At 69.9% G+C, this 25,151-nt stretch carries 22 protein-coding genes; 11 read left to right on the top strand and 11 right to left on the bottom strand.

Annotation, left to right across the window (positions count from 1 at the left end):
* Window positions 1–86: 86 nt before the first annotated feature.
* The 5 genes from IE173_RS07560 to IE173_RS07580 all read right to left on the bottom strand — a co-directional run bounded on the left by IE173_RS07560 (window position 87) and on the right by IE173_RS07580 (window position 4,744).
* Complete coding sequence (locus IE173_RS07560) at window positions 87–848, bottom strand: succinate dehydrogenase iron-sulfur subunit (protein WP_191282841.1); 762 nt, start codon at window positions 846–848, stop codon at window positions 87–89.
* On the bottom strand, window positions 848–2,644 hold the full coding sequence (gene sdhA / locus IE173_RS07565) for a succinate dehydrogenase flavoprotein subunit (protein WP_191282842.1): 1,797 nt from the start codon (window positions 2,642–2,644) through the stop codon (window positions 848–850). Before sdhA ends, IE173_RS07560 begins: the two co-directional genes overlap by 1 nt.
* Window positions 2,645–2,661: 17 nt before the next feature.
* Window positions 2,662–3,105 carry a succinate dehydrogenase hydrophobic membrane anchor subunit gene (locus IE173_RS07570; protein ID WP_191282843.1) on the bottom strand — a complete coding sequence of 148 codons (444 nt, stop codon included), beginning with the start codon at window positions 3,103–3,105 and terminating at the stop codon, window positions 2,662–2,664.
* Window positions 3,105–3,530 (bottom strand): succinate dehydrogenase, cytochrome b556 subunit, encoded by a 426-nt coding sequence (gene sdhC / locus IE173_RS07575; protein WP_268248904.1) that lies wholly within the window; start codon window positions 3,528–3,530, stop codon window positions 3,105–3,107. Before sdhC ends, IE173_RS07570 begins: the two co-directional genes overlap by 1 nt.
* 80 nt (window positions 3,531–3,610) lie before the next feature.
* Window positions 3,611–4,744 carry a glycosyltransferase family 4 protein gene (locus IE173_RS07580; protein WP_191282844.1) on the bottom strand — a complete coding sequence of 378 codons (1,134 nt, stop codon included), beginning with the start codon at window positions 4,742–4,744 and terminating at the stop codon, window positions 3,611–3,613.
* Between the two features lie 107 nt (window positions 4,745–4,851).
* Between IE173_RS07580 and IE173_RS07585 the strand changes: the two genes are divergently transcribed.
* A complete protein-coding gene (locus IE173_RS07585; protein WP_191282845.1) occupies window positions 4,852–5,976 on the top strand; it encodes a mannose-1-phosphate guanylyltransferase in 1,125 nt (374 codons plus the stop codon).
* Between the two features lie 3 nt (window positions 5,977–5,979).
* Here IE173_RS07585 and IE173_RS07590 read toward each other — a convergent pair whose 3' ends face one another.
* Window positions 5,980–6,672 carry an RraA family protein gene (locus IE173_RS07590; RefSeq protein WP_191282846.1) on the bottom strand — a complete coding sequence of 231 codons (693 nt, stop codon included), beginning with the start codon at window positions 6,670–6,672 and terminating at the stop codon, window positions 5,980–5,982.
* Between the two features lie 59 nt (window positions 6,673–6,731).
* Between IE173_RS07590 and IE173_RS07595 the strand changes: the two genes are divergently transcribed.
* The 7 genes from IE173_RS07595 to IE173_RS07625 all read left to right on the top strand — a co-directional run bounded on the left by IE173_RS07595 (window position 6,732) and on the right by IE173_RS07625 (window position 14,962).
* Window positions 6,732–7,700, top strand: a complete 969-nt coding sequence (locus IE173_RS07595; protein ID WP_191282847.1) for a nucleoside hydrolase — start codon at window positions 6,732–6,734, stop codon at window positions 7,698–7,700.
* 154 nt (window positions 7,701–7,854) lie between these two features.
* Window positions 7,855–8,925: a BMP family lipoprotein gene (locus IE173_RS07600; RefSeq protein ID WP_191282848.1), complete on the top strand. Its 1,071-nt coding sequence runs from the start codon at window positions 7,855–7,857 to the stop codon at window positions 8,923–8,925.
* 125 nt (window positions 8,926–9,050) lie between these two features.
* Window positions 9,051–10,547 (top strand): ABC transporter ATP-binding protein, encoded by a 1,497-nt coding sequence (locus IE173_RS07605; protein ID WP_191282849.1) that lies wholly within the window; start codon window positions 9,051–9,053, stop codon window positions 10,545–10,547.
* Window positions 10,544–11,911: an ABC transporter permease gene (locus IE173_RS07610; protein ID WP_191282850.1), complete on the top strand. Its 1,368-nt coding sequence runs from the start codon at window positions 10,544–10,546 to the stop codon at window positions 11,909–11,911. The genes IE173_RS07605 and IE173_RS07610 overlap by 4 nt, the downstream gene beginning before the upstream one ends.
* A complete protein-coding gene (locus IE173_RS07615) occupies window positions 11,908–13,194 on the top strand; it encodes an ABC transporter permease (RefSeq protein ID WP_191282851.1) in 1,287 nt (428 codons plus the stop codon). The genes IE173_RS07610 and IE173_RS07615 overlap by 4 nt, the downstream gene beginning before the upstream one ends.
* Window positions 13,191–13,598: a cytidine deaminase gene (locus tag IE173_RS07620; protein ID WP_191282852.1), complete on the top strand. Its 408-nt coding sequence runs from the start codon at window positions 13,191–13,193 to the stop codon at window positions 13,596–13,598. The genes IE173_RS07615 and IE173_RS07620 overlap by 4 nt, the downstream gene beginning before the upstream one ends.
* 65 nt (window positions 13,599–13,663) lie before the next feature.
* Window positions 13,664–14,962 carry a thymidine phosphorylase gene (locus tag IE173_RS07625; protein ID WP_191282853.1) on the top strand — a complete coding sequence of 433 codons (1,299 nt, stop codon included), beginning with the start codon at window positions 13,664–13,666 and terminating at the stop codon, window positions 14,960–14,962.
* 66 nt (window positions 14,963–15,028) lie between these two features.
* Here the strand turns inward: IE173_RS07625 and IE173_RS07630 are convergent, their stop codons facing one another.
* Window positions 15,029–16,003: a hypothetical protein gene (locus tag IE173_RS07630; RefSeq protein ID WP_191282854.1), complete on the bottom strand. Its 975-nt coding sequence runs from the start codon at window positions 16,001–16,003 to the stop codon at window positions 15,029–15,031.
* 110 nt (window positions 16,004–16,113) lie between these two features.
* Here IE173_RS07630 and IE173_RS07635 point away from each other — a divergent pair, with 110 nt between their 5' ends.
* The gene (locus IE173_RS07635; RefSeq protein WP_191282855.1) at window positions 16,114–17,232 is read left to right on the top strand and encodes an adenosine deaminase; all 1,119 of its coding nucleotides are present in this window, start codon (window positions 16,114–16,116) and stop codon (window positions 17,230–17,232) included.
* On the opposite strand, the gene IE173_RS07640 is transcribed toward IE173_RS07635, so the two are convergent.
* Window positions 17,233–18,879: a phospho-sugar mutase gene (locus IE173_RS07640; RefSeq protein WP_191282856.1), complete on the bottom strand. Its 1,647-nt coding sequence runs from the start codon at window positions 18,877–18,879 to the stop codon at window positions 17,233–17,235. It lies immediately after the preceding gene.
* Entirely contained in the window at window positions 18,880–19,710 is an 831-nt protein-coding gene (locus IE173_RS07645) for a purine-nucleoside phosphorylase (protein WP_191282857.1), read from the bottom strand. It abuts the gene before it with no gap.
* Window positions 19,711–19,770: 60 nt separating this feature from the next.
* Between IE173_RS07645 and IE173_RS07650 the strand changes: the two genes are divergently transcribed.
* Window positions 19,771–21,207, top strand: a complete 1,437-nt coding sequence (locus IE173_RS07650; protein WP_191282858.1) for an NAD(P)H-quinone dehydrogenase — start codon at window positions 19,771–19,773, stop codon at window positions 21,205–21,207.
* A 106-nt stretch (window positions 21,208–21,313) separates the two neighbouring features.
* On the opposite strand, the gene IE173_RS07655 is transcribed toward IE173_RS07650, so the two are convergent.
* Together IE173_RS07655 and IE173_RS07660 are read right to left on the bottom strand one after the other, a co-directional pair.
* Entirely contained in the window at window positions 21,314–23,089 is a 1,776-nt protein-coding gene (locus IE173_RS07655; RefSeq protein ID WP_191282859.1) for an acetyl/propionyl/methylcrotonyl-CoA carboxylase subunit alpha, read from the bottom strand.
* Window positions 23,090–23,166: 77 nt separating this feature from the next.
* Window positions 23,167–23,772 carry a Maf family protein gene (locus IE173_RS07660; protein WP_191283043.1) on the bottom strand — a complete coding sequence of 202 codons (606 nt, stop codon included), beginning with the start codon at window positions 23,770–23,772 and terminating at the stop codon, window positions 23,167–23,169.
* A gap of 40 nt (window positions 23,773–23,812) precedes the next feature.
* Here IE173_RS07660 and IE173_RS07665 point away from each other — a divergent pair, with 40 nt between their 5' ends.
* On the top strand, window positions 23,813–25,039 hold the full coding sequence (locus IE173_RS07665; protein WP_191282860.1) for a class I SAM-dependent RNA methyltransferase: 1,227 nt from the start codon (window positions 23,813–23,815) through the stop codon (window positions 25,037–25,039).
* The last annotated feature ends 112 nt before the right edge of the window (window positions 25,040–25,151 follow it).

Raw genomic sequence — 25,151 nt, forward strand, 5'->3', positions numbered from 1 at the left:
GGGTCTCAGCCCTTCGACGTCCCATCCGAGGGCACTCGGTCCGGTCCCGCGGTGATCCCAGCCTTCGCGGGGCCGGGCCTTCCTCGTTAAACGACGGTGAGGTCGAGGCGGGGGAGGCCGGGGTTTCCGCGGAGGACGGCCTGCTTCACTTCGGCGATCGCCTTGGTGACCTCGATGCCGCGCGGGCAGGCCTCGGAGCAGTTGAAGGTCGTGCGGCAGCGCCACACTCCCTCCTTGTCGTTGAGGATGTCGAGGCGCACCTGCGACCCCTCGTCGCGGCTGTCGAAGATGAAGCGGTGCGCGTTGACGATCGCGGCCGGGCCGAAGTACTGGCCGTCGGTCCAGAACACCGGGCACGACGAGGTGCACGCGGCGCAGAGGATGCACTTGGTGGTGTCGTCGAAGATCGCGCGCTGGGCGACCGACTGGATGCGCTCCTTGTAGGGCTTGTCGCTCGCGATGAGGAACGGCTGGATGGCGCGGTACGACTCGAAGAACGGCTCCATGTCGACGATGAGGTCCTTCTCGAGCGGAAGGCCCTTGATCGCCTCGACGTAGATCGGCTGGCTGATGTCGAGATCCTTGATGAGGGTCTTGCAGGCGAGCCGGTTCCTGCCGTTGATGCGCATCGCATCCGAACCGCAGATGCCGTGCGCGCACGAGCGGCGGAACGACAGCGACCCGTCTTGCTCCCACTTGATCTGGTGCAGCGCGTCGAGCACCCGGTCGGTCGGGTACATCTGCACGTCGTAGTCGACCCAGCGCGGCTCCTCGTCGACCTCGGGGTCGAAGCGGCGGATGATGAGGGTGACGGTGAATGCCTGCACGGGCGCCTCGGCGACGGCCATCAGTACTTCCTCTCCATCGGCTGGTAGTTGGTGATCACGACCGGCTTCCAGTCGAGCGTGATGTGGTCGGACGCGTCGGGCGAATGCGGGTCGCCGGTCAGGTACGCCATCGTGTGCTTCATGTAGGTGGCGTCGTCGCGGTCGGGGTAGTCGTCGCGCATGTGGCCGCCGCGGCTCTCCTTGCGGTTGCGCGCGCTGTAGACGACCACCTCGGCGAGGTCGAGCAGGAAGCCCAGTTCGATCGCTTCGAGCAGGTCGGTGTTGAACCGCTTGCCCTTGTCTTGGATCGACACGTTCTTGTAGCGCTCGCGCAGCGTGTAGATCGTGTGGGTGACCTTCTCGAGCGACGCGTCGGTGCGGAAGACCTGCGCGTTGCGGTCCATCTCCTCCTGCAGTTCCTTGCGCAGATGCGCGATGCGCTCGGTGCCCGTCGAGTTCTTCAGCTGCGCGACGAGCCCGGTGACGAACGCGGCGGGGTTCTTCGGCAGCGGCGTCCAGTCCACCGTCTTGGCGTATTCGACGGCGTTGTTGCCGGCCCGCTTGCCGAACACGTTGATGTCGAGCAGCGAGTTGGTGCCCAGGCGGTTGGAGCCGTGCACGCTCACGCAGGCGCATTCACCGGCCGCGTAGAGACCGGGCACGACGGTGTCGTTGTCGCGCAGCACCTCGGCCTTGACGTTGGTCGGGATGCCGCCCATCGCGTAGTGCGCCGTCGGCATGACGGGCACCGGCTCGACGACCGGGTCGACGCCCAGGTACGTGCGGGCGAACTCGGTGATGTCGGGCAGCTTCGTCTCGAGCACCTCGGCCCCGAGGTGGGTGCAGTCCAGCAGCACGTAGTCCTTGTGCGGTCCGGCCCCGCGACCCTCGGCGACCTCCTGCACCATGCAGCGCGACACGATGTCGCGCGGCGCGAGGTCTTTGATGGTCGGGGCGTAGCGCTCCATGAAGCGCTCACCGGAGGCGTTGCGCAGGATGGCGCCCTCACCGCGGGCGCCCTCGGTCAAGAGGATGCCGAGGCCGGCCAGTCCGGTCGGGTGGAACTGGAAGAACTCCATGTCTTCCAACGGCAGACCCTTGCGCCAGATGATGCCGACGCCGTCACCGGTGAGGGTGTGCGCGTTCGAGGTGGTCTTGTAGATCTTGCCGAAGCCGCCGGTGGCGAAGACGATCGCCTTCGCCTGGAAGACGTGGATCTCACCGGTGGAGAGTTCGTAGGCGACGACGCCCGAGGGCTGCTCCTTGCCCTTGACCGTGGTCATGACGACATCCAGCGCGTAGTACTCGTTGTAGAACTCGACGCCGAGCTTCACGCAGTTCTGGAACAGCGTCTGCAGGATCATGTGGCCGGTGCGGTCCGCCGCGTAGCAGGCCCGGCGCACCGGCGCCTTGCCGTGGTCGCGGGTGTGGCCGCCGAAGCGCCGCTGGTCGATCTTGCCGTCGGGCGTGCGGTTGAACGGCAGGCCCATGTTCTCGAGGTCGAGCACGGCGTCGATGGCTTCCTTCGCCAGGATCTCGGCCGCATCCTGGTCGACGAGGTAGTCGCCGCCCTTGACGGTGTCGAAGGTGTGCCACTCCCAGCTGTCCTCCTCGACGTTGGCGAGGGCCGCAGCCATGCCGCCCTGCGCCGCACCGGTGTGCGACCGGGTCGGGTAGAGCTTCGTGATGACCGCCGTCTTCGCCTTCGGTCCCGCCTCGATCGCCGCGCGCATGCCGGCGCCGCCGGCCCCGACGATCACGACGTCGTAGCGGTGATAGTGAACGCCGTCGATGACGTCGCCGTCTTCAAAATCCATGCGTGTGTGCTCCGGGATCACTGCGCCGCGCAGAGCGGAGCGAGGGTTGCCGACGGTTCCCCGATGCACGGGTCGAACGTCGTGAGAACGAGGGTTCCGAGGGTGAGGAGCACGATCGTGGCGCCCGCGAGGGCGACCAGGAACACGATCCGCAGGCGCCCGTGGGCGTAGTCGTTGATGATCGTGCGCATGCCGTTGGCCCCGTGGATGAGGGCGAACCAGAGCAGCAGCATGTCGTAGACCACCCAGAACGGGTCGGCGAGCTTGCCGGCGACGAACGCGAAGTCGATCGCCTTCACCCCGTCACCGAGGAAGAGGTTCACCAGCAGGTGGCCGAAGATCAGCACGACGAGCAGCACGCCCGAGACGCGCATGTAGAGCCAGCCCCACATCTCCCAGTTCACCCTGCGGCGCTTGAGCTGACGAGTGTTGGGCGCCGGGATCGCGGTCGAGGTGGCCATCACTCGCCTCCGAAGACGTGCAGGAGCTGACGCGGGATGAAGCCGGCGAGCAGCAGAAGCCACACGGCGACCACGATCCAGAACATGAGGCGCTGGATGCGCGGGCCGATGCTCAGGAAGTCGATCGCGATGATGCGCAGGCCGTTGAGGGCGTGCAGGCCGATCGCGGCGACGAGGCCGATCTCGCCGAGGCCCATGATCGGGGTCTTGTAGGTGCCGATCACCGCGTCGTACGCCTCCGGGCTGACCCGGATGAGCGCGGTGTCGAGGATGTGCACCAACAGGAAGAAGAAGATGGCGACCCCGGTGATGCGATGCAGCACCCAGGACCACATTCCTTCGCGGCCGCGGTACAGGGTTCCGACCGGTCGCTTCGGGGCTGTGATCTTGGGAGCCCGGATCTTCGCCGCGTCAGTCGTGGACACGGATTCCTCCTTGTGCTCCGTCGCGGGGTGGCGCGCCGCAGTGTGAATCAGTACTCGTCAGTCTAGGCGACCGGCGAGCCTCAGATGCGCGCGCCGGCGAGGGCGCGGTCGGTCATGACGCGAGCGTAGAACTCCAGCAGGTCGTCGCAGATCGCCGCCCACGACCGGCCGAGCACCCGCCGTCGACCGGCCTCGCCCATCCGGGCCCGCAGCTCCGGAGCGGCGACCAGTCCCGCCACGGCCGTCCGCAGGTCGGAGTCGGACGCGGGGTCGTAGAGCAACCCGTCGACGCCGGGTTCGACGAGGTCGATCGGGCCGCCCGCCCGGGGAGCGACGACGGGGAGCCCGCTCGCGTGGGCCTCCTGAAGGGTCTGCCCGAAGGTCTCCTCGGTGCCGGTGTGCACGAACAGGTCGAGCGCGGCGTAGGCGTCGGCGAGGTCGTCGCCACCGAGGGCGCCGAGGAAGGTGACCGGCATCCCGTCGAGCGCGCGCACGACCTGCGGCATCGCGGGGCCGTCCCCGATGACGGCGAGCCGCATCCCGGGGATGTCGCGCAGCTCGGCCAGCCGCTCGAGGCTCTTCTCCGGGGCGACCCGGCCGACGTAGCCGACGATCGTCTCGCCGTCGGGAGCGAGTCGTGCCCGCAGGTCGGCTGCGCCGGCGCCCGTCCGCCGGCTCGGGTGGTAGCGCTCGATGTCGACGCCGCGACCCCAGCGCTCCAGGCGGGGCACGCCCGCGGCGCGGAGGTCGGCGAGCGCCGTGGTCGACGGGGCGAGGGTCAGATCCGCGCCCTCGTGGATCCACCGCACGAGGCGCCAGGCGAACGCGCTCGCGGCCGAGAGCCGATTGCGCCGCGCGTATCCCGACACGTCGGTCTGGTAGATCGCGACGCTGGGCACGCCGAGGCGGTTCGCCGACGCGATCGCCTGCGCGCCGAGCAGAAACGGGGAGGCCACATGCAGCACGTCGGGCCGGAAGGCGGCGAGCAGTCCGCTCACCTGCGAGTTCGGCAGGCCCACCGGAAACTGGCGGTAGGCGAGGGCGGGCACCTGATGGATGCGGAATCCGGCGTATTCGCGCGGCGAACCCGCCGCGGGAACGATGACCGTCGCCTCGTGCCCACGCATCGCGAGGTGGTCGAGCACGCGGACGACCGACGTCGTGACGCCGTTGACCGTCGGCAGGAAGCTCTCGCTCACCACGGCGACCCTCATGCCGCGACGCTACGGAGCGCTCGGGCGGGGGCAGGCGACCTCGGCGTGACGTGCGGGTGTACGGCGGCTGAAGACTGCGCTCATGCCCCACGGTTACGCTGAGGCGCATGGCCGACACCCCCGACGCGCTCGCCCGGTTCTACAGCGTCATCCCCGCCGGCGGCATCGGCTCCCGGCTCTGGCCGCTCTCGCGCGCCGACGCCCCGAAGTTCCTGCACGACCTCACCGGATCGGGCAGCACCCTGCTGCGCAGCACCTGGGACCGGCTCGCCCCGCTCTCGGGTGACCAGCGGATCATGGTGGTCACCGGGCGCGCCCACCGCGCCGCCGTCGAGGAGCAGCTTCCCGAGCTCGCCGACGCCAACGTCGTGCTCGAGAGCGAACCGAAGGACTCTTCCGCCGCGGTCGGACTCGCCGCCGCCATCCTGGTGCGCCGCGAGCCCGACGTGATCGTCGGGTCGTTCGCCGCCGACCACGTGATCCGGGATGTGCGCTCGTTCCGCCGCGCGATCGAGCAGGCCGTCGTCGTCGCCGACGCCGGCTACATCGCGACGATCGGCATCACCCCCACCGAACCGGCGATCGGTTTCGGCTACATCCACTGCGGCGAGTCGCTCGACATCCCGGGGGCCCCGAAGGCGCTGCGGGTGGAGAGTTTCGTCGAGAAGCCCGACCTGGCGACGGCGGAGCAGTACGTCGAAGGCGGTGAGCACCTCTGGAACGGGGGCATGTTCGTCGCCCGGGCCGACGTTCTGCTCGACCAGATGCGCGAGACCCAGCCGGAACTGGTGAGCGGCCTCGAGGAGCTGGCGGCCGTCTGGGACGATCCGGCACGCCGCGGCCCGGCGGTCGACCGCATCTGGCCGGGACTCACCAAGATCGCCATCGACTACTCCGTGGCCGAGCCCGCCGCCCGGGCCGGACGCCTCGCCGTCGTGCCCGGCACCTTCGACTGGGACGACGTCGGCGACTTCGCCTCGATCGCCAAACTGCACTCCGGGGGGCGCAAGAACGACCTCGCGATCCTCGGCGAGAACGCCCGCGTGCTCGCCGACGCCTCGAGCGGCATCGTCGTGAGCCAGACCGACCGCATCATCTCGCTCATCGGCGTGCGCGACATCATCGTGGTCGACACCCCCGACGCCCTGCTGGTCACGACGAGCGCGAACGCCCAGCGGGTGAAGAGCGTCGTGGATGCCCTCAAGCTCAGCGGTCGCTCCGAGGTGCTGTAGACCTCACACCTCGATCTCGCCGCCGACGCCGCGGAGGTGGTCGCGGAACGTGAGGTCTGGCCGGATGGCCCGAGCGGCGAGGTAGTCGCCGAAGCGCACCTGGTCGCGCAGCGAGGTGCCGGCCCGGATGAGGTCGGCCTGCCGCCCCTCCGTCGCCGCGATGCCTGCCGCCACCTCGAGTAGCTCCTCCACCCGCTCGAGCGGCACGAACAGCACGCCGTCGTCGTCGCCGAACACGGCATCCGCTCTCGTGACCGCCCACTCGCCGACCCGGGCCGTGGTGAGGGCGTCCGGAACGCGCGGGTCGAGCCGCTGCGGCCCGGTGGGCAGCGTGCCGAGACTGAACAGCGGCATCCCGAGCTGTGCGATGTCGGCGCTGTCACGGTGCAGTCCCCAGATGACGATCCCGCTCACCCCACCCGCGGCCGCATCCAGAACCGCCAGGTCGCCGATGCACGCCTCGTCGAGCCGCCCGCCGTTGTCGGCCACCAGTACGTCACCCGGTTGCGCCGCCGACACCGCTTCGAGGAAGACGTCGACGCTTCCGGAATGCACGGCCGGCAGAACGCGCCCCGCGATCCGCATGCCCGGCGCCAACGCCCGCACCCCCGTCGGAGCGCAGCGCACCGGGATGCCCGCGCGCAGGCAGGCATCGGCCAGGTGGGGGGTCGTCAGGGTCGCGAAGCGATCGAACATGCCGTGACGCTATCCCCGCCGGGCGCGCGCGGCCACGGCCACTGTCCTACCGTTGGACTGTGCCCCTCCCCCTCGTCATCGACACCGACACCGCCCAAGACGACTGCGTCGCCATCCTCGTCGGGCTTCTCGACCCGGAGGCCGACCTGCGGGCGATCACGATGGTCGCCGGCAACGTCGGATTCGACAAGCAGGTCAAGAACGCCTGGATGACGCTCAACGTCGCCGACCGGCTCGACGTGCCCGTCCACCTCGGCTGCCGGCGGCCCCTGGTGCGCGAGTGGGTGTCGGCCGAGAACGTGCACGGCGACGGCGGCGGGGGGCTGGCGATCGACGAGTCGGGTCTCGCGCCGCAGCCCGAGCACGGGGTGGATGCGCTCATCCGCCTCGCCGCCGAATCGCCCGGGGAGCTGACGATCGTCTGCATCGGCCCGCTCACCAACATCGCGATGGCGATCATCAAAGATCCGGGCTTCGTCACCAACGTCAAGTCGCTCTACATCATGGGCGGCTCGAACAACGCCCGCGGCAACATCACCGCCGCGGGTGAGTTCAACTTCTATGTCGACCCGGATGCCGCCAAGACCGTGTTCGCCGCCGGGTTCGCCGACATCGTCGTGGTGCCGTGGGCGCCGCTCACCCTCGTCGACGGCGTCTTCAGCCGCGACGAGATCGCCCGCATCGCCGCGGTCGGCACCCCGCTCGCGCGCTTCGTGGTGCGGGTCTGCGAGGCCACCCTCGCCTTCGACGAGTCGGTCGGCATCATGGGCTCGACGCATCCCGACTCGCTGACCGCCGCCGTGCTGCTGCACCCGGAGCTGATCTCCGCCAGCTCGCGTTACGCGGTCGACGTGGAGGCGGACTCCGAGCTGACCCGGGGCTACTCGGCGATGTCCTGGGGCGTCCACGGGCTGGAGCCGAACGCGACGGTCGTCGAAGCCGTCGACCGGCTCGCCTTCCTCGAGTACCTCATCGGATTGTTCGGCACCGCGACGACCCCACCTCGACCGTTCGATCCCGCACTCTAGGAGATCATTTCGGCCACATTTCGCATGTGTCGCGCTTTGGTAACTAATCCTCCGGTAGGACCTTGGCCACTGGTCGCCGGGGTGACCCGGGGGTTAGCCTGAGCCCATCACACCCTGGCGTCCCGCCGGGGCTTTTGCACATGGAGGATCCCAAGTGAACCTGATCACCCGTAAGCGCGCCCTCGCGAGCCTCGTGCTCGCCGGCGCGAGCGCGCTCGTGCTCGCCGGCTGTGGCGCTGCTCCCGAAGAGGGCGACGGCGGCGAGGCCGTCGACTACCTCGCCTGCGCCGTCTCCGACGAGGGCAGCTGGAACGACAAGAGCTTCAACGAGGCGGCCTACGACGGCCTGCTCAAGGCCGAGGACGAGCTGGGCGTCGAGATCAACGACGCCGAGTCGCAGTCCATCGAGGACTTCGAGCCGAACCTCACCACGATGATCGACGCCGGATGCGACGTCACGTTCGCGGTCGGCTTCAACTTCTCGATCAACGACACGATCTTCACGGTCGCCGACGCCAACCCCGACTCGCAGTTCGTCTGGATCGACGGCTGGAACCAGGGCCAGACCAACCTCAAGCCCATCACCTACGCGATGGAGCAGTCGTCGTACCTCGCGGGCTACCTCGCCGCGGCGTACTCGACCAGCAAGGTCATCGGCACCTACGGCGGACTCGACATCCCGGCCGTGACGGCGTTCATGGACGGCTTCTACTACGGCGCGAAGGCGTACGAGACGGAGACCGGCACCGCCGTGACCGTGCTCGGCCGCGACCCGATCGCCGGCACCGGCACCTTCACCGACCCGGCCCTGTCGTTCGGCGATACCGAGGGCGCGAAGTCGATCTCGGCGGGCTTCCTCGCCGAGGGCGCTGACGTCATCTTCCCGGTCGCGGGTGGCCTGTTCGCCTCGACCGCCGAGGCGATCACCGAGTCGGGTTCGACCACCGCGGTCTTCCTCGGCGTCGACAAGAACATCGCCGTCACCTCGCCCGAGTACGCGGACCTCGTCCTCACCTCGGTCGAGAAGCGCATGACGCAGGCCGTGTTCGACATCATCTCCGACCTGTCGTCGGGCGGCGAGTTCAACGTCGACGCCTACGTCGGAACCCTCGAGAACGACGGCACCGCGCTGTCGCAGAGTGACAAGATCTCGGACGAGCTTCTCGCGAAGCTCGACGAGCTCAAGGCCGGCATCATCGACGGATCGATCGACCCGCTCGCCTGATCCCGTAGTTCCTGATCGGCGTCCGCGCTGATCGACTGATGTGCCGGGGTGGCTTCGGCCGCCCCGGCACATCGCTTTCTCCGCCGGCCTCGCGTCGGCCCGCCCCCTCGTGCAGGATGGACCCGATGAAACTCGAACTCCGCGGCATCACGAAGCGCTTCGGGAGTCTCGTCGCCAACGACGGCATCAGCATCACGGTCGAGCCGGGAGAGATCCACGCCCTGCTCGGTGAGAACGGCGCCGGCAAGTCGACGCTGATGAACGTGCTCTTCGGCCTTTATCACGCCGACGAGGGCGAGATCCTGCTCGACGACCAACCGGTGCAGTTCAGCGGCCCCGGCCAGGCGATGACCGCCGGCATCGGCATGGTGCATCAGCACTTCATGCTCATCCCCGTCTTCACCGTCGCCGAGAACGTCATGCTCGGCCACGAGCCCTCCCGGTTCGGCATCATCGACCTCGACGCCGCCCGGGCACGCGTGCGGGAGATCTCGGCGAAGTTCGGCTTCGACATCGACCCCGACGCGAAGGTCGAAGACTTGCCCGTCGGTGCCCAGCAGCGCGTCGAGATCGTGAAGGCGCTCTCCCGCGAGGCGAAGGTTCTCGTGCTCGACGAGCCGACCGCCGTGCTCACCCCGCAGGAGACCGACGAGCTCATGGAGACGATGAGGCAGCTGTCGGATGCCGGCACCTCGATCGTGTTCATCACCCACAAGCTGCGCGAGGTGAAGGCCGTGGCCGACACCATCACCGTCATCCGGCTGGGCAAGGTCGTCGGCGCCGCCGACCCGAGCGCCTCGACCGAGGAACTCGCGACGATGATGGTCGGCCGCGAGGTCGAGCTCACCGTCGAGAAGGCTGCCGCCCGGCTCGGCGACCCCGCTCTCGTCGTGAAGGACGTCAACCTCTTCGACCACCTCGGTCGCAAGTTGCTCGACGAGATCTCGTTCGAGATCCGCGCCGGCGAGATCCTCGTGGTCGCCGGGGTCCAAGGCAACGGGCAGACCGAGCTCACCGAGGCGATCATGGGCCTCCGCGAGAAGGTGCACGGCTCGATCAAGCTCAGCGGGATGGAGCTGTCCCACGCGGCGGTTCGGCACACCCTCGACGCCGGCGTCGGCTATGTGCCGGAGGATCGCAAGAAGGACGGTCTCGTCGCCGAGTTCACCGTGTCCGAGAATCTCATGCTCGACCGCAGCGTCTCTGGTCCGTTCACCAAGGGGCTCAACATCGACTTCGCGTACCGCGACCAGTTCGCGGCCGACGCGATCGACGAGTTCGACATCCGTACCCCGGACGGCGAGACCCTCGTCGGCCGCCTGTCCGGCGGCAACCAGCAGAAGGTCGTGCTCGCCCGCGAGCTGTCGCGCGACCTCAAGCTGCTCATCGCCTCCCAGCCGACGCGCGGCGTCGACGTCGGCTCCATCGAGTTCATCCACGAGCGCATCGTCGCCGTGCGCGACAGCGGGGTGCCCGTGCTCATCATCTCCACCGAACTCGACGAGGTGCTCGCCCTCGCCGACCGGATCGCCGTGATGTACCGCGGCCGGATCATCGACATCGTCCCGGCCGGGACCCCGCGCGAGAAGCTCGGCCAGCTGATGGCGGGAGTCGCGGCGTGAGCGCCCCCGTGCTCGAGCCGCTGCCCGTCGACGCCGAGGTCGATCCCGCGGCGCGGAAGCGGCCGACGGCGCGCGAGGTGCTCTCCGACATCGCGAGCGGCGGACCGTTGCGCATCCTCCTCGCGGTCTTCCTGTCGCTCGTGGTCGGCTCGCTCCTGATCGTCTTCACCAACGAAGACGTGCTCGACACCCTCGGCTACTTCGGCGCGCGACCGACCGACTTCTTCGGTGCGGCGGGGAAGGCGATCGGCGAGGCGTACGCCGCGCTGTTCCGCGGCGCGGTGTTCAACTACCGCGCCGATTCCTTCGAAGCCGCGATCCGGCCGCTCACCGAGTCGCTGCGCTTCGCCGGACCGCTCATCGCCGCGGGGCTCGGCATCGCGCTGAGCTTCCGGGTCGGCATGTTCAACATCGGCGGTCAGGGGCAGATGCTGATGGGGGCCGCGTTCGCGGGCTTCGCGGCTGCCAACCTCTCGCTGCCGTGGGGCCTGCACCTGCTCGTCGCGATGGCGTTCGGGTTCATCGGCGCGGGGCTGTGGGCGGGAATCGTCGGACTTCTCAAGGCCTTCACCGGCGCTCACGAGGTGATCGTCACGATCATGCTCAACTACATCGCGGTGAGCCTCATCACCTACCTGATGCGCACGCCGGTGCTGCACGACATGGACTCCGGCAACAACCCGACGGCCCGTGCCCCGCAGCCCACCGCGCAGCTGCCCACGATCCTCGGGCAGGACTTCTCGCTCCACCTCGGCTTCCTCCTCTGCATCGCCGCGGTGTTCGTCTTCTGGTGGTTGATGGAACGCAGCAAGCTCGGCTTCCGCCTCCGCATGGTGGGCCTGAATCCGGATGCCGCGCGCACTGCCGGGGTGAACGTCAAGGCCGTCTTCATCGTCGCGATGGTGCTGTCGGGTCTGTTCGTCGGCCTCGCGGGAATCAACCAGGCGCTCGGCCGCACCGGCACCTTCGGCCCGAGCATCGACGCCGGCATCGGCTTCGACGCGATCACCGTCGCCCTGCTCGGCGGCTCGCGCGCGTTCGGGGTGCTGTTCGCCGGACTGCTGTTCGGCGCGATGAAGGCCGCGGGCCCGTCGATGCAGGTGCAGGATGTCGCCCCCGAGGTGCTCGTCGTCATGCAGGGTCTCATCGTGCTGTTCGTCGCGGCACCGCCGCTCGTGCGGTCGATCTTCCGGTTCCTGCCGGAGCCGCGCGTCGTGGTCCGCACGTCGGCGCCCAAGCGGTCGCTCAGGGCGACGGCTGCGGAGGCACCGGCGACACAGGCTCCGGTGGCGCAGGTCGACACGGCCCAGGGCGATGGTGCGGGCGACAGCACCGCGACGGCGAAGAAGGAGTCCCCGCTATGACCCAGACCCTCGCCCCCGAGGCGCCGGTCGTCGGACCGGTCGTCGTCGCGCCCCGCAACTGGAAGGGCGCGATCGTCATGGCGGTCGTCGCCCAGATCACGCTCGCCTTCGCTCTCACCACGGGATCCGTCGAGGTGTTCTTCTCCTGGAACGACACCGGTCAGCCCGCCGTCATCCCCGCCACCGTCGTCGACGCCCAGTTGATCTGCCTCGTGCTCGCCGTCATCGCCGAGCTGTGCGCCGTCGCGGCGTTCGTGTTCGTCGGGATGCGTCGCAAGGCGCCGCTGATCCTCACGTTCGTCGTCGCGTTCACGTTCCTGATCGCCCTCGTCGCCTCGGTCGCGGCGGGAAGTCAGAGCGGCAACATCCCGGTCGTCTTCCTGCTGACCGGCACGATCGGACTCTCGACCGCGGTGATCTTCGGCTCGCTCGCCGGTGTGCTGGGGGAGCGCGTCGGCGTCACGAACATCGCGATCGAGGGGCAGCTGCTCGGCGGCGCATTCACGTCGGCCGTCGTCGCGAGCGTCACCGACAGCCTCATCCTCGGACTGGTCGCCGGCATGGTGACCGGCGCCCTGCTGTCGATGGTGCTCGCCGGGTTCTCGATCAAGTACCTCGTCGACCAGGTGATCGTCGGCGTCGTGCTCGTCGCGCTCATGATCGGCCTGACGAACTTCTTCTACTCGGCCGCGCTCTCCGGCAACAGCGAGGAGCTGAACTTCCCCGGCACCCTGCCGTTCCTGCCGATCCCGCTGCTCTCCGACATCCCGGTGATCGGGCCCGTGCTGTTCGACCAGCGCCCGACCACCTACGCGATGTTCATCCTCGTGCCGGCGGTCTGGTTCTTCCTGTTCAAGACCCGGTGGGGCCTGCGCATCCGGGCTCTCGGCGAGCACCCGCTCGCGGCCGACACCGTCGGCATCAACGTCAACCGCTGGCGCTTCTGGACGGTCACCGTCGCCGGGCTCATCGCCGGCCTCGGCGGCGCCGCGCTGACCCTCGGATCGATCGGTCCGTTCGTGCGCGAGATGAGCGCCGGCCAGGGCTTCATCGCGCTCGCCTGCGTCATCCTCGGTCGCTGGAACCCGTTCCTCGCGGCCTCGGCGGCGCTGCTGTTCGGGTTCTCGCGTAACTTCCGCATCTGGGCGGGCCAGGCCGGATCGACGATCCCGCCGGACCTGATCGCGATGACGCCGTATCTCGTGACGCTCATCGCCGTCGCGGTGCTCGTCGGTCGCGCCGTCGCCCCGAAGGCGGTCGGCCGGCCCTACGTCAAGGAGTGACCGTGTCCGTCGATTGGGATGTGCTGCGGGCGAAGGCCAACGAAGCACTCGGCTGGTCGTATTCGCCGTACTCGAACTTCCCGGTGGGGGCGGCGGCGCTCGTCGACGACGGTCGCATCGTGCAGGGCGCCAACGTCGAGAACGCCTCGTACGGCGTCGGGCTGTGCGCCGAATGCGGGCTCGTCTCGAACCTCGCGGCGACGGGCGGCGGCAAGCTGGTCGCGTTCTCGTGCGTCGACGGGCACGGCAACGTGCTGATGCCGTGCGGCCGGTGCCGTCAGCTGCTCTACGAGTTCTCCGCGCCCGGGATGCTGCTCGAGACGGTGTCGGGGATCAAGACGATCGACGAGGTGCTGCCCGACGCGTTCGGCCCGCGCCAGCTCGAGGAGTATTCGCGTGGCTAGCCGACGGAGCGGCGCGACCGCGCTCGTGCCGCGGAGCGGTTCGACGCCGCAGGAGCGGCGGCGGCGTGGCTAGCATCGAGCCCTTCGACGCCGTCGATCTGATCAAGACCAAGCGCGACGGTGGGACGCTCTCCACCCCCCAGATCTCCTGGTTGGTCGACGCCTACACGCGCGGGTATGTCGCCGACGAGCAGATGTCGGCGATGACGATGGCGATCTTCCTCAACGGGATGCAGCCGCAGGAGATCAAGGACCTGACGCTCGCGATGATCGCGACCGGCGAGACCCTCGACTTCTCGGGTCTGTCGAAGGCGACGACCGACAAGCACTCGACCGGCGGGGTCGGCGACAAGATCACCCTCCCGCTCGCGCCGCTCGTGGCATCCTTCGGCGTCGCCGTGCCGCAGTTGTCGGGCCGCGGGCTCGGGCACACCGGCGGCACGCTCGACAAGCTGGAGAGCATCCCGGGGTGGCGCGCCAAGCTCAGCAACGACGAGTTCATGCGCCAGCTCGAGGAAGTCGGGGCGGTCGTCTGCGCGGCCGGAGCCGGGCTCGCGCCGGCCGACGGGAAGCTCTACGCCCTGCGCGACATCACCGGAACGGTCGAGGCGATCCCGCTCATCGCGTCGAGCATCATGTCGAAGAAGATCGCCGAAGGCACGGCGTCGCTCGTGCTCGACGTCAAGCACGGCTCGGGCGCGTTCATGCAGGACCCGGTTCGCTCCCGGGAGCTGGCGGAGGTGATGGTGCGGCTCGGCAACGACGCGGGCACGCGCACGGTCGCGCTGCTGACCAACATGCACGTGCCGCTCGGGCTCGCGATCGGCAACGCCAACGAGGTGCGCGAATCCGTCGAGGTGCTCGCCGGGGGCGGGCCGGCGGATGTCGTCGAGCTCACCGTCGCCCTCGCCCGCGAGATGCTCGCCCTCGCCGGGCTGCCCGACGCCGACGTCGAGTCGGCACTCGCCGACGGCCGCGCGATGGACTCCTGGCGCGCGATGATCTCCGCGCAGGGGGGCGACCCGGATGCCGCGCTGCCGACCGCCCGCGAGACCCAGGTCGTCACGGCCGACCGGGACGGCATCCTCGTCAAGCAGGAAGCGCTGCCGTTCGGCATCGCCGCCTGGCGCCTCGGGGCCGGGCGCGCTCGCAAGGAGGACCCGGTGCAGCACGCCGCCGGCATCGACCTGCACGCGAAGCCCGGTGACACCGTGCGCGCCGGTCAGCCGCTGTTCACCCTCTCCGCCGACGAGCCCGAGCGCTTCGCCCGCGCCCTCGAAGCCCTCGACGGCGCCTGGGCGATCGGCGACCCCGGCACCCCCGTCGACGACGGCGGCCCCCTCATCGCCGGTCGCGTGGAGTAGCCCTTCCCAGCGTGAGGGGTCGAAAAGGGTCGGGTGATGGGGCACGCGGCGACCCTTTTCGACGCCTCAGATCGTGAGTTCGCCGCGCCAGCCCTTGTCTCGAAGATTCGTGGCTACGAGGAGAATCAGGCGACGCGAGCCATCGGCGAGGTCGGGGCCTGCCGCCCGAGTCGTGTGCCAGCCGATGGCCTCGAATCGCGGAACACGCGCCAGATCGCTGAGCCACTGACTCCGACTGGTGCGATGTCCGTCGCCCTCGTAATCCACCAGCTCTCGGTAGTCCGGAAAGGCGAGGTCCGGTCGACCGACGAAGGTTCCGTGCTCATCGAAGACGTCGACGTTGACGACAGGATGGGGAAGGCCGGCGCGAGTGAAGCGGACGCGAAGCACCGACTCCGGAGGGGAGTCACTTCGGTCGCAGATCCAGTTCAGCGCGGCGAGTCGGACGGCCCGGCCGCGTCGGCCGGGGTGACGTCGCGCGAGCTCGGCCAGCGCATCGAGCGGGGCCAAGCGATCACGATGCCAGACGACGCGGTCTCCGGCGGCGATCAGGTCTTCGAAGCCGACCAGACCCGCAAGGTCGCACCACGTGCGCTCGGGCGTCGTGACCGGAATCCCATCGAGCAGCGTCAGCTCTTCATCCCGCATGACCAGGTGGTGTCCCACAACGCCCGTCGTCCGAACGGCACGGCGGCCGTGCGGGTAGCTGACGTGGAGACGTGGATCGATGTAGGGCGGCAGGGGAAGACCCCAGAGTGCGGCGGCTGTGCTGTGGGAGAAGAAGCCGTGGTCCCGGAGGCGTGGTGCGTACGCCGCCACTCGTTCATCGGTTGTCAGGGGGCGACTCAGGGAGCGGGTGCCATGGAAGGGGCGCGCGAGATCGGGATGGCGGGTTCGTGAGCGGCCCACCCCCTGCTCGCGGGCGGCCCGGATGCTGAAGTGGGCCCCCAAGTCTTCTGGGACGGAATGCGGTCTCGTCATCCGCGAACTGTCGCCGACAGGTGCCGCGCCCCACGCCGAACCGACGATGATTGCGAGCACACTGCGAGCGACGTGGGTTGTGGAGGGGTTTGAGGGGTCGAAAAGGGTCGCGACGCGCAGCGTTTCGCGACCCTTTTCGACCCCTCAGTCTGCGGTCCTAGGCTGAACGGGTGACGACTGACGCTGAGCGCATCCTTCCGGGCACCCGGGTTCCGTTGGGCGAGCTGCCCAAGATCTCGCTGCACGACCATCTCGACGGGGGGCTGCGGGCGCAGACGATCATCGACCTCGCGCCGGCCGCGGGGGTCGAGCTGCCGGCCGACACCGCAGATGCCCTCGCCTCCTGGTTCGTCGAGTCGTGCTCGTCGGGCGAACTGGTCGACTACCTGAAGACCTTCGACATCACGATCGCCGTGATGCAGACCGCCGAGAACCTCACCCGCATAGCGCAGGAGTTCGTCGAGGACCTCGCGAAGGATGGCGTCATCTACGGCGAACTGCGCTGGGCGCCCGAGCAGCATCAGCGGCAGGGGCTCACCCTCGACCAGGCCGTCGAGGCGGTGCAGGCCGGGATCGATGAGGCCGTCGAGGCGATCGAGGCCGACGGCGGCTGGATCCGGGCCGGGCAGCTCATCTCGGCGATGCGGCAGAACGATCGCGGCATGGAGATCGCCCAACTCGCCTTGCGCCACCGGGATGCCGGTGCCCACGGCTTCGACATCGCCGGACCCGAGAAGGGCTTCCCGCCGTCGCGGTTCGCCGACGCCTTCGACCTGCTCGCGCGCGAGTGCTTCCCCGTGACGGTGCACGCCGGCGAGGCCGACGGGCTGGAGAGCATCCGCAGCGCCCTCGTCGACGGGCACGCCTTGCGCATCGGCCACGGCGTCTGCATTGCCGACGACATCGAACTCGAGGAGGGTGACGACGACGCGAGCTACGTCACGCTCGGCCGGCTCGCCCAGTGGATCAAGGACCGCGGCATCCCGCTCGAGACGAGCCCCTCATCCAATCTGCAGACCGCCGCGTTCACCGCGTGGGGGCCGGGCATGACCGGGCATCCGTTCGACGTGCTCTACCAGCTCGGATTCCGGGTCACCGTCAACACCGACAACCGCCTGATGAGCGGCACCTCGCTCACGCGGGAGGTCGCGCTGCTCGTGGATGCCTTCGGCTACGACGCCGACGACGTCGAGCAGTTCATGGTCAACGCGGCCGAGGCGGCGTTCCTGCCGCTCGAAGACCGCGAAGAGCTCATCGAGCGCATCATCGCGGGCTTCGGCCGGGCGTAGTCACTCGAGCAGGGCCCGCATCCCGGCTTCGAGGGTTGCGACGGTCGCGGCGGCGGCGGCCCGGCGCTCGGATGCCGACCCGTGCGCCGACGAGGCATCCAGGTAGCACTTGAGCTTCGGCTCGGTGCCGCTCGGGCGCACGATCACCCGTCCGCCCCCCGCGAGACGCAGCCGCAGGATGTCGTTGGCGGGGAAGCCGTCGACCCCGAGCAGGTAGTCGTCGACGCCCTCGACGAGGATGCCGCCCACCTCGGTGGGCGGTGCGGCACGCAGCCGGGCCATCGTGCGCGGGATCTCGTCGAGGTCGGCGACCCGGATCGAGATCTGAGCCGACGCGAACGCCCCGAACTCGAGGGCGAAGTGGTCGAGGTGCGACTCCAGGGTCTCGCCCGCCGCCCGCAGTTCGGAGAACAGCGAGAGCACCGCGACGGCGGCCGAGATGCCGTCCTTGTCGCGCACCTTATCGGGGTCGACGAGGTAGCCGAGGGCCTCCTCGTAGCCGTAGATCAGCCCCGGCGCCCGGGAGATCCATTTGAAGCCGGTGAGGGTCTCGACGAAGTCGAGGCCCTGCACCCGCGCGACCTCGCGCAAGGCGGGGGAACTCACGATCGAGCAGGCCAGGGTGCCCGTGCGGGAAGCCCGAGCGGCCTTCCAGCCGAGCAGCCAGCCCACCTCGTTGCCGGTGAGCCGTCGCCAGCCGCCTGCCGCATCCGCGTCGGGAACGCCGACGGCGACGCGGTCGGCGTCGGGGTCGTTCGCGATCACCAGGTCGGCGCCCGACTCGCGGGCGGCGGCGAACGCCAGGTCCATGGCGCCCGGCTCCTCGGGGTTCGGGAACGCGACCGTCGGGAAGTCAGGGTCGGGGTCGGCCTGCGCCGCCACGACGACGGGGGCGGCGAAGCCGGCCTGCGCGAACACCTTCTCGGCGACCTCGCGCCCGACGCCGTGCATCGCCGTGTAGACGTAGCGCAGCGGTGCGGGCTCGCTCGCGATCTCGGCCGTTCGGCTGATGTAGGCGTCGACGAGCGACTCGTCGGCGGTGTGCACATCCGTCGAGGTCGGGTGGTCGGCGAAGGCCACGGTCGCGGCCCGCTCGATCTCGGCGGCGATCTCGCCGTCGGCCGGCGACACGATCTGCGAGCCGCCGTCGGCGCCGCCGAGGTACACCTTGTAGCCATTGTCGCGGGCGGGGTTGTGACTCGCGGTGACCATGACCCCGGCGGATGCCCGCAGCTCCCGCACGGCGAAGGCGAGCACGGGGGTCGGCAGGGGGCGGGGCAGGATCGTCGCCTGCACTCCCGCACCGGCGAGGATCGCGGCGCTGTCGCGGGCGAACACGGCGGAGTTGTGGCGCCCGTCGTAGCCGACGACGACCGACGGGTTCGGCTCGCGTTCGAGCAGGTACGCCGCGAGTCCGGCGGCGGCCTGCGCGACGAGTACCCGGTTCATGCGCATCGGGCCGGCGCCCAGCTCGCCCCGGAGGCCGGCGGTGCCGAAGTCGAGCCGGCCGGAGAACCGCTCGGCCAGGTCGGCGGTGGCGGCATCCTCTCCCGCTTCCGCCCGCGCGACGAGGGCGTCGAGTTCGGTGCGGGTGACCGGGTCGGGGTCTTGCGCGATCCAGGCCCGGGCGTCGTCGAGCAGGCTCACCTAGAGCTCCGCGACCACGCGGGCGAGCAGGTCGGAGATCACCGGTTCGGCGTCCTTACCGGCCTGCAGCACTTCGGCGTGACTGAGCGCATCGGGCGAGATTCCGGCCGCGAGGTTGGTGATGAGTGAGAAGCCGAGCACCTCCATCCCCGCCTCGCGGGCCGCGATTGCTTCGAGCGCCGTCGACATCCCCACGATGTGTCCCCCGATCGCCTTCGCCATCTGCACCTCGGCGGGGGTCTCGTAGTGCGGGCCGCGGAACTGCGTGTAGACGCCCTCGTCGAGGTCGGGCTGCACCGACCGGGCGATGTCCCGCAGCCGGCGGGAGTAGAGGTCGGTGAGGTCGATGAAGGTCGCGCCCTCGAGCGGCGAGTTCGCGGTGAGGTTGATGTGGTCGCTGATGAGCACGGGCGTGCCCGGCGTCCAGTGCTCCTTGATGCCGCCGGCCCCGTTGGTGAGCACCATGACGGATGCCCCTGCCGCGGCCGCCGTGCGCACCGAGTGCACGACCCGGCGCACGCCGTGGCCCTCGTAGTAGTGCGTGCGGGCGCCCAGGACGAGAGCGTGCCGACCGTCGGGGAGGCGGATGCTGCGGATGGTGCCGACATGCCCAACCACCGCCGGCTGGCTGAAACCGACGATGTCGGTTGCCGGAACCGTCGCGACGGTCTCGCCGAGCAGATCGGCGGCCTTCGCCCAGCCGCTGCCGAGCGTGAGCGCAATGTCGTGTTTCACGACACCGGTGGCTGCGGCGAGCTGCGCCGCGGCCTCCTTCGCGATGGCGAACGGGTCGGCCGCGGGATCGTCGAGGGGGTTGGATGCGTGAACCATCCGTTCACTCTAGAACGCACCCGCGCCGGGGCCGCCCGCGATAGCTGTGAGAATGAACGCATGTCGTATGAGTTCGAGCGCACTCACCGCCTGGCCGTCCTCGGCGGTGGGCCCGGAGGCTACGAAGCCGCTCTCACCGGCGCGCAGCTCGGCGCCGACGTCACCCTCGTCGAGCGGGCCGGGGTCGGCGGATCCGCGGTGCTCACCGACGTCGTACCGTCGAAGACGCTCATCGCGACGGCGGAGGCGGCGACCGCGGTGGGCGAGGCGGCCGACCTCGGAGTGCAGTTCTTCACCCGCAACGACCGGGACCGGCCGGTGCGTCCCGAGGTCGCGGTCAACCTCGGCGCGGTGAACAAGCGGTTGCTCGCCCTCGCCCAGCAGCAGTCGGCCGACATGAAGGCCCAGCTGGTGCGCGCCGGGGTGCGCATCGTGCAGGGCGACGGCCGGCTCGAGGACGCGAACACGATCATCGCGTCGACCGGACGAGGCAAAGCCCGCACCGACTTCGACGAGATCACCGCCGACACCCTCATCGTCGCGGTCGGCGCCTCGCCGCGGGTGCTGCCGACCGCGAAGCCCGATGGTGAACGCATCTTCACCTGGACGCAGCTCTACTCGCTCGAGTCGATCCCCGAGCACCTCATCGTCGTCGGCTCGGGGGTCACCGGAGCCGAGTTCGCCTCCGCCTACCTCGCCCTGGGCGCGAAGGTCACGCTGGTCTCCAGCCGCGACCAGGTGCTGCCCGGGGAAGACTCCGACGCCGCCACCGTCATCGAGAACGTCTTCCGGCGCAACGGCATGACGGTGCTCAACAAGAGCCGCATGGCCTCCGTCGAGCGCAACGGCGACGGCGTCATCGTGAAACTCGTCGACGGGCGGGAGGTCACCGGTTCGCACGCGCTGCTCGCGCTCGGCTCGGTGCCGAACACCGGCGGGATCGGGCTCGCCGAGGCCGGCATCCAGCTCACCGAATCGGGACACATCCGGGTCAACCGGGTCGCGCGCACGTCGATGCCGTCGGTGTATGCGGCCGGCGACTGCAGCGACTTCCTGCCGCTGGCATCCGTCGCCTCGATGCAGGGCCGCACCGCCGTCTTCCACGCGATGGGCGACGCGGTCACCCCGACCGAGTTGCGCAACGTGACGAGCAACATCTTCACCCAGCCCGAGGTCGCCACCGTCGGCTGGTCGCAGCACCAGATCGAGCAGGGCATCGCGCAGGGCGAGATCTACAAGCTGCCGCTGGCGAGCAACCCCCGGGCGAAGATGATGGGCATCAAGGACGGCTTCGTGAAGCTGTTCGCCCGCACCGGCTCGGGAACCGTCATCGGGGGTGTCGTCGTCGCCCCGAAGGCGAGCGACCTCATCCTGCCGATCGCCCTCGCCGTCGAGCACCGCCTCACGGTCGACCAGCTCGCCCGCGCCTTCAGCGTCTACCCGTCGCTCTCGGGTTCGATCACCGACGCCGCCCGCGCGATGCACATCGTCGGCTGACTTCCGTAGTCCGCGTTCTGCGTCGAAGTCCGCGTTCTGCTTCGTGGGTTACGACGCAAAACGCGGATTGTCGGACCTTCGCAGCGCCGCGGGCCGCCCTGTCGAGTCAGTCTTCGATCGCGAGCAGCCGGTGGCCGGCGGAGACGGTCGCGCCGACCTTGGCGTCGAGGGCGGAGATCGTGCCGTCGCGGTGGGCCGAGATCGGCTGCTCCATCTTCATCGCCTCGAGCACGAGCACGAGGTCGCCCTTGACGACCTTGTCGCCGTTGGCGACGGCGACCTTCACGATCGTCGCCTGCATCGGCGAGGCGATCGTCGTTCCGGTCGCGGTCGCGACGCTCCCGCCGCCCGCGCGACGTCGCGGCGCCGGGGCGGCCGAGACCGAACCGGATGACGGCAGCAGCTTGGTCGGCAGCGACACCGAGATGCGCTTGCCCTCGACCTCGACGACGACATCGTGGCGCTTCTCGGGAGCACCGGAGTCGGTCAGCATCCCGCCCCACGGCTCGATGTCGTTCACGAACTCGGTCTCGATCCAGCGGGTGTAGACCCCGAAGTGGCCGTCGGCGGCGATGAACGCCGGGTCGCGCACGATCTTGCGGTGAAACGGCAGCACGGTCGGCAGCCCGGCGACCTCGAACTCGTCGAGGGCGCGACGGGCCCGCTCGAGGGCGTCGGCGCGGGTGTGGCCGGTGACGATGAGCTTCGCGAGCAGCGAGTCGAACGAGCCGGAGATGACGTCCCCTGTGGTGACCCCGGAGTCGACGCGCACGCCGGGACCGCCGGGGAAGCGCAGCACGTGCACCGGTCCGGGCGTCGGCATGAAGTTGCGGCCCGGGTCTTCGCCGTTGATGCGGAACTCGATCGAGTGGCCGTGGGTGACGGGATCCACGGGGTCGAGCAGCCCGCCCTCGGCGATGCGGAACTGCTCCCGCACGAGGTCGATGCCGGTGACCTCCTCCGACACGGGGTGTTCGACCTGAAGACGGGTGTTCACCTCGAGGAAGGAGACGGTGCCGTCCTTGCCGATGAGGAACTCGCAGGTGCCCGCCCCGAGGTAGCCGACCTCCTTGAGGATCGCCTTCGACGACGTGTACAGCAGTTCGGTCTGCTCGGGCGTCAGGAACGGCGCCGGAGCCTCCTCGACCAGCTTCTGGTGGCGGCGCTGCAGCGAGCAGTCGCGGGTCGAGACGACGACGACGGTGCCGGCGGAGTCGGCGAGGCACTGGGTCTCGACGTGGCGCGGCTCGTCGAGGTACTTCTCGACGAAGCACTCGCCGCGCCCGAACGCCGCCGTGGCTTCCCGCACCGCCGAGTCGAACATCTCGGGCACCTCTTCGCGGGTGCGAGCGACCTTGAGGCCGCGGCCGCCGCCGCCGAAGGCCGCCTTGATCGCGACCGGCAGCCCGACCTCGTCGACGAACTTCAGCACCTCGGCGGCATCGGCGACGGGCTCGAGGGTTCCGGGGGCGAGCGGGGCGCCGACCTTCTCGGCGACGTGGCGGGCCGAGACCTTGTCGCCGAGCCGCTCGATCGAGTCAGGGCTCGGGCCGATCCAGATGAGGCCGGCATCGATGACGGCGCGGGCGAAGTCGGCGTTCTCGGCGAGGAAGCCGTACCCGGGGTGCACGGCGTCGGCGCCGGAGCGGCGGGCGACGGAGAGCAGCTTCTCGATCACGAGATAGGTCTCTGCCGAGGTGGTGCCGCCGAGCGCGTACGCCTCATCGGCGAGCTTCACGTGACGCGCATCCCGGTCTTGATCGGCGTACACGGCGACCGACCCGATCCCGGAATCGCGCGCCGCGCGGATGACGCGTACGGCGATCTCCCCCCGGTTCGCGATGAGCACCTTGGTAATACGACGTGCGGGGGCGGCGACCATAAGAACCGAGCCTAGTCAGGGTTGCGGGCGCCGCCTCTTGTGGGGGTTCCACAGAAAGCGGCACGGGATGCGGTGGGTCACGTCCAGAGATCCGTCCATTCGATCTCGAGCGACCGCACCATCGTGCGCAAGAGGGGGATGCTGAGCCCGACCACGGCGTGCGGGTCGCCCTCGATGCGTTCGATGAACGCGGCGCCCCGTGCGTCGATCGTGAACGCTCCCGCCACTTCGAGCGGCTCTCCGGTCGCGATGTAGGCGTCGATCTCGGCGTCGCTGATGTCGGTGGCGAACTCCACGCGCGCCACCGCGGGGCTTCCGACGGCACGGCCGGTGCGGGTGTCGATGAGCCAATGCCCGGAGTGCAGCATCCCGAACCGACCGCGCTGGGCGTGCCAGCGCTCGCGGGCGACCTCCGGGAGGTGAGGTTTGCCGTAGACGACCCCGTCGAGCTCGAACGCAGAATCGCCGCCGAGCACCAGCCCGTCGAGGTCGGGATGCGCCGACGCGACGGCTTCCGCCTTGAGCCGGGCGAGCAGCATCACCATCTCGGGCACCGCGAGCGGTCCGGCTGCGGCGACCGCGGCATCCTCGTCGACGCCGGGCGGCAGCGCGACGGGCTCGATTCCGACCGCCCGCAGGGTGGCGAGTCGCGCCGGCGACGTCGAGGCGAGGTAGAGCCGCACGGCACCGGTACTCACAGGGCGTGCCTCCTATGCTTCACGGATGGGCGAAATGCAGGGCCGTGAGATCGAGGTCGAGGCTACCAACATGGCCCACGGGGGCGAGTCGGTCGCCCGGTACGAGGGACGGGTCGTGTTCGTCGCCGACGCGATCCCGGGGGAACGCGTCGTCGCCCGCGTCACCGACGACGCCAAGAAGAGCTTCTGGCGCGCCGAGACCCTGCGGGTGCTCGAGCCGAGCCCGCACCGGCGTGCTCACGTCTGGCCCGAGGCCTCGGTCGACCGGGATCCCGCCGACCGCCCGGGTGGCGCCGACTACGGCCACATCGAATTGGGTCATCAGCGCACGCTGAAGACCCACGTGCTCACCGACGCGCTCAGCCGCATGGCGAAGATCGAGCGCGACGTGGTCGTCGAGGCGCTTCCCGGCGAGGCGGACGGCACCGGATGGCGCACCCGCGAACGGCTGCACGCCGCGGCCGACGGCACCCTCGGCCCGTACGCCGCCCGCTCGCACCGGGTGATCCCGGTCGCCGACCTGCCGCTCGCGGTCGCCGCCGTGCGCGAGCACGCCCCCCTCGATGAGCGGATGCCGGGGGTCGGCGACGTCACCGTGCTCGCGCCGAGCGTGGGGGACGGGGCACGGCTCGTGATCGGGGCGCAGAAGCCCACGGTGATCCGCGAGCGGGTGGGGACCCGGGAGTTCCGCGTCGACGACACCGGCTTCTGGCAGGTGCACGCCGCCGCTCCGGCCACCCTGAGCGCCGCGGTGCAGGACGCGATCGACGTCGAGCTGTTCGATCCGAAGGCCGCGAACCTCGACCTCTACGGCGGCGTCGGGCTGCTCGCCGCGGCCGTCGGCGACCGGTTCGGTTCGGGGGTGCGCATCACGTCGGTCGAATCCGACGCGCGGGCCACCGAGCACGCCGCCGAGAACCTCGCGGACTGGCTGGGGGCGGCCGTCGTCACCGCGCGGGTCGACAGCTACCTGCGCAGGCTGCGCGATGCGTCGGTCGGGGAGGCGGCGCGGCTCGCCGCGGCGACGGTCGTGCTCGACCCGCCGCGCTCAGGGGCGGGGGCCGCCGTGGTCGACCCGCTGGCCGCCCTCCGACCCGCCCAGATCGTCTACGTCGCCTGCGATCCGGTCGCTTTCGCGCGCGATGTCGCCCTGCTCGCGGGGCACGGGTACGAACTCACCGGGCTTCGCGCGCTCGATCTGTTCCCGCACACGCATCATGTCGAGGCGGTCGGTTCCTTCCGTCGAGCATGAATACGGCATGCCGCCCGAATTCGGGGTATGGATAGATCGGTTCGTCCACCCCGCGGGAGGGTACGATGGGCACGGATCAGGACCGCCCCGGACGAACGTTGTCCGACTGCGG

The sequence above is a fragment of the Pseudolysinimonas yzui genome, assembly GCF_014653215.1.
In the GTDB taxonomy this organism is placed as follows: domain Bacteria; phylum Actinomycetota; class Actinomycetes; order Actinomycetales; family Microbacteriaceae; genus Pseudolysinimonas_A; species Pseudolysinimonas_A yzui.

What these genes read in the sequence shown, in the direction of transcription:
- IE173_RS07560 (WP_191282841.1), bottom strand. Translation starts at nt 848, where the DNA reads ATGGCCGTCGCCGAGGCGCCCGTGCAGGCATTCACCGTCACCCTCATC.
- sdhA (WP_191282842.1), bottom strand. Translation starts at nt 2,644, where the DNA reads ATGGATTTTGAAGACGGCGACGTCATCGACGGCGTTCACTATCACCGC.
- IE173_RS07570 (WP_191282843.1), bottom strand. Translation starts at nt 3,105, where the DNA reads ATGGCCACCTCGACCGCGATCCCGGCGCCCAACACTCGTCAGCTCAAG.
- IE173_RS07580 (WP_191282844.1), bottom strand. Translation starts at nt 4,744, where the DNA reads ATGAGGGTCGCCGTGGTGAGCGAGAGCTTCCTGCCGACGGTCAACGGC.
- IE173_RS07585 (WP_191282845.1), top strand. Translation starts at nt 4,852, where the DNA reads ATGGCCGACACCCCCGACGCGCTCGCCCGGTTCTACAGCGTCATCCCC.
- IE173_RS07590 (WP_191282846.1), bottom strand. Translation starts at nt 6,672, where the DNA reads ATGTTCGATCGCTTCGCGACCCTGACGACCCCCCACCTGGCCGATGCC.
- IE173_RS07605 (WP_191282849.1), top strand. Translation starts at nt 9,051, where the DNA reads ATGAAACTCGAACTCCGCGGCATCACGAAGCGCTTCGGGAGTCTCGTC.
- IE173_RS07615 (WP_191282851.1), top strand. Translation starts at nt 11,908, where the DNA reads ATGACCCAGACCCTCGCCCCCGAGGCGCCGGTCGTCGGACCGGTCGTC.
- IE173_RS07645 (WP_191282857.1), bottom strand. Translation starts at nt 19,710, where the DNA reads ATGGTTCACGCATCCAACCCCCTCGACGATCCCGCGGCCGACCCGTTC.
- IE173_RS07650 (WP_191282858.1), top strand. Translation starts at nt 19,771, where the DNA reads ATGTCGTATGAGTTCGAGCGCACTCACCGCCTGGCCGTCCTCGGCGGT.
- IE173_RS07655 (WP_191282859.1), bottom strand. Translation starts at nt 23,089, where the DNA reads ATGGTCGCCGCCCCCGCACGTCGTATTACCAAGGTGCTCATCGCGAAC.
- IE173_RS07665 (WP_191282860.1), top strand. Translation starts at nt 23,813, where the DNA reads ATGGGCGAAATGCAGGGCCGTGAGATCGAGGTCGAGGCTACCAACATG.